The sequence below is a fragment of the Microcystis sp. M_QC_C_20170808_M3Col genome (assembly GCF_007095505.1).
Lineage (GTDB): Bacteria > Cyanobacteriota > Cyanobacteriia > Cyanobacteriales > Microcystaceae > Microcystis.
On record NZ_SFBY01000473.1, the window covers coordinates 1 to 9394 of the forward strand.

Annotated in this window: 7 protein-coding genes, 1 other RNA gene and 1 pseudogene; 4 read left to right on the forward strand and 5 right to left on the reverse strand. The window is 45.3% G+C overall.

Annotation, left to right across the window (positions count from 1 at the left end):
* Nucleotides 1-117: 117 nt before the first annotated feature.
* Nucleotides 118-378: pseudogene (locus EWV84_RS21945) on the reverse strand (helix-turn-helix domain-containing protein); the annotation flags it as partial.
* Nucleotides 379-468: 90 nt separating this feature from the next.
* Between EWV84_RS21945 and EWV84_RS21950 the strand changes: the two are divergent.
* The gene (locus tag EWV84_RS21950; RefSeq protein ID WP_286825605.1) at nt 469-762 is read left to right on the forward strand and encodes a hypothetical protein; all 294 of its coding nucleotides are present in this window, start codon (nt 469-471) and stop codon (nt 760-762) included.
* Nucleotides 763-849: 87 nt separating this feature from the next.
* Nucleotides 850-1920: a WD40 repeat domain-containing protein gene (locus EWV84_RS21955; protein WP_287080066.1), complete on the forward strand. Its 1071-nt coding sequence runs from the start codon at nt 850-852 to the stop codon at nt 1918-1920.
* Nucleotides 1921-1936: 16 nt separating this feature from the next.
* Here the strand turns inward: EWV84_RS21955 and rnc are convergent, their stop codons facing one another.
* Nucleotides 1937-2641 (reverse strand): ribonuclease III, encoded by a 705-nt coding sequence (gene rnc, locus EWV84_RS21960; RefSeq protein ID WP_287080077.1) that lies wholly within the window; start codon nt 2639-2641, stop codon nt 1937-1939.
* 152 nt (nt 2642-2793) lie between these two features.
* Nucleotides 2794-3233, reverse strand: an RNA gene (rnpB, locus tag EWV84_RS21965) — RNase P RNA component class A.
* Nucleotides 3234-3756: 523 nt separating this feature from the next.
* Between rnpB and EWV84_RS21970 the strand changes: the two genes are divergently transcribed.
* On the forward strand, nt 3757-4584 hold the full coding sequence (locus EWV84_RS21970; protein ID WP_287080067.1) for an alpha/beta fold hydrolase: 828 nt from the start codon (nt 3757-3759) through the stop codon (nt 4582-4584).
* Here EWV84_RS21970 and EWV84_RS21975 read toward each other — a convergent pair.
* Nucleotides 4562-5716, reverse strand: coding sequence for a histidine kinase (locus EWV84_RS21975; protein ID WP_287080069.1), 1155 nt, complete (start codon nt 5714-5716; stop codon nt 4562-4564). The two genes, EWV84_RS21970 and EWV84_RS21975, sit on opposite strands and share 23 nt — an antisense overlap.
* 147 nt (nt 5717-5863) lie before the next feature.
* Between EWV84_RS21975 and EWV84_RS21980 the strand changes: the two genes are divergently transcribed.
* Nucleotides 5864-7453: a glycoside hydrolase family 57 protein gene (locus EWV84_RS21980; RefSeq protein ID WP_287080072.1), complete on the forward strand. Its 1590-nt coding sequence runs from the start codon at nt 5864-5866 to the stop codon at nt 7451-7453.
* Between the two features lie 266 nt (nt 7454-7719).
* Here EWV84_RS21980 and EWV84_RS21985 read toward each other — a convergent pair whose 3' ends face one another.
* Complete coding sequence (locus EWV84_RS21985; RefSeq protein WP_287080074.1) at nt 7720-9228, reverse strand: serine/threonine-protein kinase; 1509 nt, start codon at nt 9226-9228, stop codon at nt 7720-7722.
* Between the last annotated feature and the right edge of the window lie 166 nt (nt 9229-9394).

The following is a 9394-nucleotide window of genomic DNA, read 5'->3' on the forward strand; positions in this document are numbered from 1 at the left end:
TCTATCTTTCTCTAAAAAAATGGAGAATCACGTTGGAGCTGTTTGGTATTTTATCCATGACTATAATGCACAGCAAAGCAAAGGATTAAGCCGCTATCACTACTACCGAATCACCACCGCTGTTTGTAGGTGTCTTAACCCTTGTGGTAAAGGTACACAACTAACTTCGTTTAAAAATTCTAATTCTTCTTGTTTTTTCCAATCAGTTAGCATTGAAGAAGTTTCAGCATATCCTACTCTTTCTTGTCTTTCATACCAAGCTTGTGTTCGTTCGTGGAGAGCTTGATTGTAAACTAATCTTACACAGCCCAAAGTGCGCCGCAATAGCGACTCTTGTTCTGGTGTGGGGTAAAATCGGTAAGAATAGGCTTTTTCCATGTCTCACATTTAAGCATATATTTCGTAAATGTGTTAATATTTAACAGTAAAGCCGTCGTTTCACGACGGGGTTTCAGACCCAAATTTTCGATGAGTAATCTCCTCTGGCCGCGTTTTCTCAAGAAAGCTTACCGTCAAGAACCAATAACTAGCTTTATCTTTACCGCAGCGGCAGTAGATGTCATAATCGGGGTTGTAGGACAAAGATGGACACTGCTATCTTTAGGGGCAACGATTATGGCGATCGCTATTTTAGCCCGGTGGCAACAGAGCCAAAAAACTAAGGTAATCAACAAAGAAGAAGCAGCGAGATATTATTTACCGCCCCAATCGGGTCAAGTGGCTTTACCAACCCTGAAAAACGAAAAAAATCGACCTTCTTAGCTCAAAAATCTCACCTTGCTTGGCAATCAATCCCCTCAAAGGCTAGAATCTATAGCACCGTTCATTTGTTAATATTCAACTAAATTTATGAAATTCCGATTTATGGGTGGGGAGAAACTTGTCGGGGCAATTGTGGTCAGTGTCTTAACCACGCTGACAATCGGGCAACATCAGCTTAGTCATGCCCAAAGTCCTATTGCCCCCCCTAAACCCGCGGCTGAAAGTGGCGAAAAAACCCCAGAAACTATCCTAGTAGAAGGTTTAGGCAGACTTACCCTCGCTAAAACCTTAGAAGGGCAACAATCCACCCCTAATGCTGTGATTTTCAGCCCCGATAACCAATTGGTTCTCGCTGGTGGTAGTGATACGGATCCTCTCCTGAGAATTTGGTCAGTAAAAACAGGGCAAAAAGTTTCCCAAACTCGCGCCCAAAGAACCAGCGTCAAAGCTTTAGCCATTAGTCCCAACGAAAGATTATTAGTTAGTAGCGGTTTAGATGGTTCCATTAATTTTTGGAATCTGGTGGAAGGCAAGTATTTAGGAATTGCCCTCGAACACGGTAATACTGTCCTCGCCCTCACCGTTACTCCCGATGGTAAAACATTAATTAGTGGTGGTTTGGAAGGAATTCGCCTCTGGACAGTGCAACCTCCCCGCCGTCCCCTCTATCGTTTAAATTGGGTGGGTAATTTTGTTTATTCCCTAGGGGTGAAATCCGATGGTGTCACCCTTGCTAGTGGACATGAAAACGGTGAGGTAAATTTTTGGGACATCCGCGAGGGCAAATTTTTATCCAAATTTTCCGCCCATCCCCAAGCGGTTAGCAAGCTTTTATACACTCCCGACGGTAAAAATTTAATTACGGGTAGTTTAGACCGCACGATTAAAATCTGGGATACGAGCAATAATAAGTTATTATTTACCCTCATCGGTCATACAGCCCGAATTCGCTCCCTGGCACTCCATCCTAACGGACAAATTCTCGCTAGTGCCAGTAATGACGGTGTGCGTTTATGGGATGTGACGACGGGTAAACAGTTGGCCTGGTTTGATAATAATTCCGACTGGGTGGAATCTCTGGCTTTTAGTCCCGATGGGCAGTATTTGGCTAGTGGTAATTATGATTTTAAAATTCGCCTCTGGCAATTCGCCCGTTAGGCAAAAATACCTTCATTTAGCCTTTAACCACTCCTAGAAAAGCCGATTTAGCCGCTGCCTGTTCCGCCGCTTTTTTGCTTCTGCCGGTTCCCACTCCTAATTTCTGCTCATTTAACCACACTTCCGCACAAAAACGTTCTTGATCTAAACTATTGATTTCTTTTACTAAATATTGCGGCAGTTTTTTGTATGTTGCTTGTGTCCACTCCTGCAAGGCATCCTTATAATTCTGTCGGGCCGGATCTCGACGAATTTCGGCCGCTTTTTCCCTTAGGGGTTCATCTAGCCAAGAACGCACTAAAACCATAGTCTGTGTACTAAGATATAATGCTCCCAAGACCGCCTCAAAAGCGTCTGCTAGTCGCGAAATTCGCCCCGCATGATCAATACTTGTACTACTTGATACCAACAAATAACGCTCGAAACCGTAGCGATCCGCAAATTCCGCCAGAGTGCGATCGCTAACCATCATCGATCGCAGGGCGGCAAATTCTCCCACTAGCGCCTCCGGATAGGTTTCTAACAATACCTCCGCCGCCACGAGTCTTACCACAGAATCGCCCACAAATTCCAATTGTTCATAATTCTTATCACGGGAAATACTGGGATGAGTTAGAGCTAAATCTAATAAATCCCACCTGACGGGGACATCAGCCGATAAACCCAGCTTTTCTACTAGGGTTTTTAATTGTTTTTGGCGACGCGGATCACTTAAGGACATGGGAGCGGGAAGATGGGGGATGGGGGATGGGGGATGGGGGATGGGGGATGGGGAGAATAAATAAAAGCAATCTCCTATCTCCTGAATACTGACTCCTGACTCCTGATAACTAACTCCTGAATACTGATAACTGATCACTGATAACTGATAAAGGAGAGAGTCAGACATAAGCCGAATTCTGTATTTCCCAACAGCAGTAAAATCGCTTTTACCTTTGTCGGAATAGAGGTTATCTATCTGGGATAATTGTTACCAATTACCTCAAGCGGTTCCTAAAAACGGGACAGGAAAAAGACCAACCTTTGTCCCTCCACCTTGCTCCCCACCGGGGTTTACCGAGCCAGTACCTCTCGATACTGCTGGTGCGCTCTTACCGCACCTTTGCACCCTTACCCCCAATCAGTGATCAGTTATCAGTGAATTTACTTTCGTTACTGTTTACTGATCACTGAAAAAGGGGGCGGTATTTTTCTGTGGCACTATCCTCACGCTCGCGCGCACTGGACGTTATCCAGCAAGTGTGGTCTTTCGGGAGTTCGGACTTTCCTCGGAATCATTGATAAAATGATCCCGCAACCTCTAGACCAACTCTCTCCCATTCTCTAGTATGACTTACCAGAGACTCGATCGCTCATATATCCCAGTCAATAATCAGTGATCAGTAAACAGTAAGCAGTGAACAGTGAAAAGACAGTAGGAAACTGCTATTTAGGGTATGCTGAAAAAGTTTCTCGTGGGGGTAGGGTGTGGGGTGTGGGGTGTAGGGTGTAGGGTTTTACCAATTTTCATCTGGTCAATTACCTAATTTTCAGAGAAAAAGTCCCTGAATTTTCCCCCGATCACTGCCATATCCGGTACTTTTTGATTGACAAAAGGTCTAAAAGTCTTACCCAACAAGGTTTTTAGATTTATTCAGCCAACCCTATTTAATACTGCTCGCTTAAGCTGTTCGTAATTTAAATTGCTTGGGCCAGACGAGGCACTCTTGCGCTCTTGCACTCTTGCAACAGTAAAGGAATTGGATGAGATTCGGCTAATCTAAGAATAAGCGGTTTAAATACGTCTTAGCTTAACTGATAACTGATAACTGATAACTGATAACTGATAACTGATCAATGTCGATCGATCTAAACGTTAACATCAAAGGTAATGGCTATCCGCTCCTCTGTCTGCACGGTCATCCCGGTTCGGCAGCGAGTATGTCTGTATTTACCGATCATTTTTGCCAACGCTGGCAAACCCTGGCCCCGGATCTGCGCGGCTACGGTAAAAGTCGTTATCGCCGCGATTTTCAGCTAGAAGAACATCTAGAGGATTTAATCGGGCTGCTCGATCGCCAAAAAATCCAGCAATGTTTAATTCTCGGTTGGTCTTTGGGGGGTATAATCGCACTGGAATTAGTATTGCGGCATCCGGAGCGCTTTCCTGGTTTAATTCTAGTGGCCTCGGCCGCGCGGCCTTGGGGTAGTCATCCTCCTATCACCACCACAGATTTAGTTTTGACGGGGATTGCGGCAATTCTCAATCAGATCAAACCGGGATGGCGTTGGAATATTGATACTTTTGCTCGTCGTTCCCTGTTTCAGTACCTTTTTTCACAACATCAAGCGATCGCCTATCAATATCTCGCTCAAGATGCTGTTCCTGCCTACTTACGCACTTCTCCATTTGCCGATCGCGCTTTAAATCGGGCTTTAAAAAAAGGTTACAATTGTTTAAAATCTCTTGACAAAATTACAATTCCCTGCTTAGTTCTGGCGGGGGCAAAGGATCGCCATATTACCAGTGCCTCGAGCCAAGAAACGGCCGAAAACCTGAAACTGTCTGGGTGGAAATGTTACCCAGATACGGCCCATCTGTTCCCCTGGGAAATCCCCGACTTAGTTATAGGGGACATTGATGCTTGGTTAGCGGAGCATTTTAGCGATAAACTGGCAGGGTGAAGTGAAAACTACTGCCGTGGTCGGGGACACTATCCACCCAAATTTGACCGTAGTGGGCGCGAATAATCTTGCGACAGACCGATAAACCGATGCCATAACCTTCTTTACCCTCATCCCGTTTGAGACGCACATGACCCTCAAAAATATGCTCTTGTTTTTCTTCGGGAATGCCGGGGCCGGTATCACTGATGCTTACCTGTACTTTTTGAGTAGTACGATGGAGGACAGAAAGGGTAATTGCGCCGCCAGCGGGGGTATATTTGATCCCATTCTCCAAGAGATTAATAATCACCTGTCGGATTAACTCCTCGTCAGCATAGACGGGGGGCAGATCTTGGGGAATATCGCTTTGGAGAATTAAAGTCTTTTCCTGAAAAGTATCGGTAAATTGAGACAAAATTTCCTGACAGAGGGATTGGAGATAAAATTTACTCTGTTGGAGAGTGAATTGCGCCGCCATGCTCTTAGAAGCTTGCAGAATATCCGTAATCAAACGGTTCATAATCCGGAACTGTTTGCGGGCCTGTTGGTGCAGTTGTTCTCGTAATTGCAGACTGCGCTCCGTATCTGGTTGATGATAGGCTAATTCTAGGGTTTCCACAGCGATGGAAGCAGCGGTGAGAGGGCTGCGTAAATCGTGGGCTAACATAGCCAAAATTTGGTCTTTAAATTTTAATTGTTCTAATAATTCTTCCTTTTCTTGTTTGAGACGAAAAACCTCATCGGCGATGCGGATGAGTTCGCCCGAATGTTCCACCTCTTGAACTTGTGCATCCTCAGCGTGATGATTTTTGACCTCCTCTTTAATCGCTTTTTGCCAGCGTACCAACCATTTTTTAAACTGTTCCACCAGATTACTGCCCGCGAGGGTATGGCGGGGGACGGGGGCAATTTTGACCAAGGCGGGGGTAGCTACAAGGCGAAAATGTTCGACTAAATGAGGCTGCTGGCGAATTTCGATGATTTGTAGGTCAATCGGGTAATCAGACTTTAAAGACTGGAGATAGGACTGAATTTGACGGATAATTTCTTGAGAACTGGGACGGTCATCAACAAACAGCAAAAGTTGAATCGAGAGAGGCGTTGTCGTCTCTCTCCCTAAAGCAGTCAGTGGCTCGTTAGATGGGAGCATCGGAAAATTAGTAAACCTAGGGATTGACGAGATCGATCGACGATCGATCGACTTTTATCATATTCTTTATTGTAGAAGCTTAAGATAGTATAAAATCTACTCAACCTAATCTTAAAGTTTTATTCCTTAATTCTAAGAAGAAATCCTATGGCTTTTGGCTATGTTGCCCTAGTTCTCCACGCTCATCTCCCTTTCGTCCGCCATCCCGAAAGCGATTACGTCCTCGAAGAAGAATGGTTATACGAAGCAATCACAGAAACCTACATCCCTCTGCTGCAAGTTTTTGAAGGTCTCAAGGGGGACGGTATCGATTTTAAAATGACCATGAGCATGACTCCGCCTTTGGTGTCGATGCTGCGGGATCCGTTACTGCAAGAGCGTTATGAAGAACACTTAGGTAAGTTAGAAGAATTAATTGCTAAAGAAATCGACCATAATCAACACAATGGCCATATTCGCTACTTAGCCGAATATTACGCTGAATCTTTCCAAAGTATCCGACAAACTTGGGAAAAATACGATCGAGATCTGGTCAAAGCTTTTAAACAATTCCTTGACAGTAATAACCTAGAAATTATCACCTGTGGTGCGACTCACGGTTATATGCCCCTGATGAAAATGTACCCGCAAGCGGTCTGGGCGCAAATTGAGGTGGCCTGTCAACACTACGAAGAAAATTTCGGTCGTCGTCCCAAGGGCATTTGGTTGCCGGAATGTGCCTACTATGAAGGGGTAGAAAGAATGTTAGCCGATGCGGGCATTCGTTATTTCCTCGTCGATGGCCACGGTATTCTCTACGGTCGTCCTCGCCCCCGTTACGGCAGTTACGCGCCCATTTTCACGGAAACCGGGGTGGCTGCTTTCGGTCGTGACCACGAATCTTCTCAACAGGTTTGGTCTTCCCAAGTTGGTTATCCGGGGGATGTGGTCTATCGGGAATTCTATAAAGATTTGGGCTGGGAAGCGGAATACGAATATATTAAGCCCTATATCATGCCCAACGGTCAACGCAAGAATATAGGCATCAAATACCACAAAATTACTAGCCGGGACGGTGGTTTATCGGAAAAAGGGCTTTATGACCCCTACTGGGCCAAAGAAAAAGCCGCCGAACACGCGGGCAATTTTATGTATAATCGCGAGCGGCAAGTGGAGAGTTTAGCCGGAATTATGGGCCGTCCTCCCCTTGTTGTTTCTCCCTACGATGCCGAGTTATTCGGTCACTGGTGGTATGAGGGACCCTGGTTTATTGATTTTCTGTTCCGTAAGTCTTGGTATGACCAAAATATCTACCAAATGACCCATTTAGCCGATTATCTCCGGGCTAACCCCAATCAGCAGGTCTGTCGTCCTTCCCAATCCAGTTGGGGTTATAAGGGTTTCCATGAATACTGGCTGAATGAAACTAACGCTTGGATCTATCCTCACCTACACAAAGGCACGGAACGGATGATTGAATTAAGTCATCATGAAGCGGAGGATGAATTGCAGGAACGGGCTTTAAATCAGGCGGCCCGGGAGTTATTATTAGCCCAATCTTCCGATTGGGCGTTTATTATGCGAACCGGTACGATGGTTCCCTATGCTGTCCGGCGCACTCGTTCCCACCTGCTGCGGTTAAATAAAATCTATGAAGATGTGAAATCCGAGAAGATTGATGCCGGTTGGTTGCAAAAAGTCGAGGAAATCGATAATATTTTCCCCAATATTGATTACCGTGTCTATCGACCTCTGTAATCTGGGTGAATAGTATCGATAAAAAGGGCGGTTAGTTAGGGTTTGCGGCAAAAAGTTTTTCGGTGGTGGCAGGGTGTGGGGTGTGGGGTGTGGGGTGTGGGGTTTTACCCATTTTCAGGTGGCCAATTATCAGGGAAAAAGTGCCTAAATTTCCCCCCGATCACTCCCATATCCAGTACTTTTTGATTGACAAAAGGTCTAAAAGTCTTATACAACAAGGTTTTTAGATTTATTCAGCAAGCCTTAGTTAATGCCTCCCTAATTTTTTAGGGCTGCGGGGGTAATTCTGAGGCTAATTTGCCCAGAATCTGGGGTTTAAGTTGCTCGAGTTTCTGTTTTAACATCCGCTTGCTAATTTGTGGGCTGCCAACCTGGGCCCATTGACTATCTGTCACCCATTGCCGCAAAATTTGGCATTGATTGGGGGGAATATTAGCGGTGATCACATTTTCACAGATAAGGCCGCCTTCGAGGGAGAAAAATAAAATCCAGTATTGACCGGTTTCGGCGAGGGTTTTGGTCATTTTTTGACCTTGGCGGGTTTTTAAGTCCAAATAACAGGGCAACCAGCGCGGTCCCCATTGACGATGATAGAGGAGAGTAATCCAGAGAAGCATCGGGTGGGGTGTGGGTAAAAAGAGGAATTTATTATAACGGACACTAGCAACCCGGACGGCGATATCCTCTCGAGCCAACATTACCCATAAACTGGCAAAAACGCCGTCAGCAGCTCGGAGACAGCGTGAGAAGACAATTTTTTGGTGCGGTTTATCCTCGGGCCAACTGGACTTGAGACAGATATCCCTCGCATTAGCAGCAGAAACAATGGTTTGATTTAAATTATTAAGGGTTTTGATTTTGCTGGTGTAATCGTCGGTTTTTTTGACTATTTCATTTTTGACTAGGGGTTCAAGTCGTTCGAGACGTTGTAGTATATCTGTAACACTTTGCGGGCGATCGCCGGGTGCTTTGGCCAAGCAGCGCAGGATTAACTGTTCTAATTCTGGCGGTAATTGCAAGCTAGAATTAAAGGAACGGGGTTCGGCGTAGTGGTGAACCTCATACCAACCGCCAAAGGAGGGATTATCGGGAAAAACGGGCGTTTCTCCCGTGAGCATCTCGTACATCATAATCCCAAAACTGTAGATATCGGAACGATGATCGAGTTCTTTACCTTCCATCTGTTCCGGGGAACAATAGGCTAAGGTTCCCATAAACGATTGGGTTTGGGATTCTCCCGATTGGATGAGTTTAGCGATGCCAAAATCGAGAATTTTCACCAATTCCCCTAATCCTGGGTCCTGAATCACCATAATATTGCTTGGTTTGATGTCCCGGTGAATAATCGGACACATCTCTCCTTGGAAGATAATACCCTTATGGGCGCATTCCAAGCCGAAACAAATCTGACGGGTGAGATTGAAAAAGCGCGGGAGGGGCAGCGGCTGATGTTTGATGATTTCACTCATGCTCTCCCCCTGCAAAAATTCCATGACGTAGAAGGGGACTTCCTTGTCATCTACACCATAATCACGAACTTTAACAATATGAATACTTTTTTCGCTTAAAAGTGCCGAAATAGTCGCCTCTCGCTCGAAACGCTCACGCATTTTTTTGTTGAGGAGAGTTTGCGAGAGTAATTTCACGGCGACGGTTACGCTACCTAATAGTTTATCTTCTGCTCGATATACTTGTCCCATGGCACCGCTACCGATCAACTCGACCAGTTGGTATCGATTGGCAAGTACGCTCCGATGTCTAGATTCTGCCGACATAGCTAGGCTACCTTTTTAATTATAGTGAGTCTGGTGGAGAGAGTTTCGGTTCTTCGTTACTTGGTATGGTTCAATAGGGTGGCATAAATCGACTAAATCCTTATCTGGCAAGAGACTTAATTGATTAGCTAGTTCTAGATCGAAAACAATTGGCAAAAATCGCAGC